Origin of the sequence: Faecalibacillus faecis (assembly GCF_003024675.1) — a bacterium.
In the GTDB taxonomy this organism is placed as follows: domain Bacteria; phylum Bacillota_I; class Bacilli_A; order Erysipelotrichales; family Coprobacillaceae; genus Faecalibacillus; species Faecalibacillus faecis.
Genome location: NZ_PYLP01000053.1, coordinates 1 through 1,575 on the forward strand (window position 1 = coordinate 1; position 1,575 = coordinate 1,575).

Annotated in this window: 1 protein-coding gene and 1 pseudogene; one reads left to right on the forward strand and one right to left on the reverse strand. The window is 30.3% G+C overall.

The features are described 5' to 3' along the window. Positions 1-169 precede the first annotated feature (169 nt). Positions 170-1,213 (forward strand): IS1595 family transposase, encoded by a 1,044-nt coding sequence (locus C7U55_RS13400; protein WP_162297468.1) that lies wholly within the window; start codon positions 170-172, stop codon positions 1,211-1,213. A 163-nt stretch (positions 1,214-1,376) separates the two neighbouring features. Here the strand turns inward: C7U55_RS13400 and C7U55_RS13845 are convergent. Next, positions 1,377-1,575 (reverse strand): annotated as a pseudogene (locus tag C7U55_RS13845) (IS1634 family transposase); the annotation flags it as partial.

Consider the following 1,575-nt stretch of genomic DNA (forward strand, 5'->3'; position numbering starts at 1 on the left):
TTCTATTAATCTACAATCGTGTGGTTGACAAAATGAAAGTAGTGTATCCGTTTTATGAATCTGTTATAATTAAAAAGCCAAAGAAAGTTAATGTCTAAGCAGTCATTTGGAACTTTGTTTGGCGACATCCTCACCGAATGGCTGCTTAGACATGTTGAGGATGTTTTTTATGTCTAATTTTGAAAATCCTTTTAAGGATTTTGTTTTTAGTTTACCCGAAGATAAACTAGATCTTTTGATTGAATGCATCAACAATAGAAAAGATTATGATTTATATGGTGTTACTAACCTAGAAGATGCAGCTATTAAATACGGTAGAAAACCGATGTGTCCTAAGTGCTCATGTGAAAACTATATTGAAAATGGTCATACTCCAGCTTATCACAAACGTTTTAAATGTGAGAATTGTGGATGTTCTTATACATTATTATCGGATTCCGTTTTCAATTCAAGTAAGATATCTTTTCATAAGATATTGAAATATATTCAACTAATGACTTTTAACGTTCCGTTACAACAATGTATAGAAGTGTTAGAAATAAGCTCAAATACAGCGAATTTATGGCGAAATAAGATATTTCAAACAGTAAATGGATATCAAGATACTCTCCAATTAAGTGGAAGAATATGGATTGATGAAACCTATATTGAAGATTATAATGTTTTGGGTTCAGATTATATTAATCAAAAACCCAGAGGATTATCTAAAACTCAAATATGTATAGTAGTTGCCATAGATTCCAATAAAAATATGGTAGCAATTATATGTGGTCATGGAAAACCTTCTAGCGACCGTATATATAAAACATTGCATAATCATATAAGACCAAATTCAATAATTGTTCATGATGGAGAAAAAGCACATAATAAGTTAATTCGTGAATTGAATTTAAAATCGGAGGTATATAAGGCCAACACAAAAGATTCATCATATTTTGAAAAAATGGGCCTTATAAATAACATGTGCAGTTGGATTAAAAGATACATATGGAGATTTATTGGTATGGATGTAGAAAACTTACAAACATATTTAAATTGGTTCATTTATTTACAGCGTTGTAAACGTGACAATGACAAATGGCCAAAAAGTGAGCGTATATTAAGGCATTTGATACTTGAAAGAACTAGATATACTGAAGAATCTCAACTTTTTCTCAGAATAGCCTCTAAACATTCATGGTGCAAACCTCTAAAGACGGGAAAAATTGTGTAAGAGAATGTGAAATTCTCTTTTTTTATTTGAGTTGCCCTATTTATCGTGTCATTTCTATGTTAAAATCCCGAGTTTGACAGTTGAAAAAGTAAAAAGTGCTAGAAAGCCTTTATTCAAGGTTTAATCTAGCACTTTCGTTTTTTTGAAATGTTGTATGTGATTTCTATTTTGAATATTTTTTTACTATTTTGTTTAAATCACTTGGTCTATAGTACTTTCTGTTTAGTTGTAGCTCGAAACATCTTTCTAATGCATCTAATGCCTGACTACCACTATAGATGGATTTGTAGTACATGTCATCCATATTTACGACATTCATATTTCGCAATGTTTTTATTAGGTTTGATGTTGTTACATGAGTT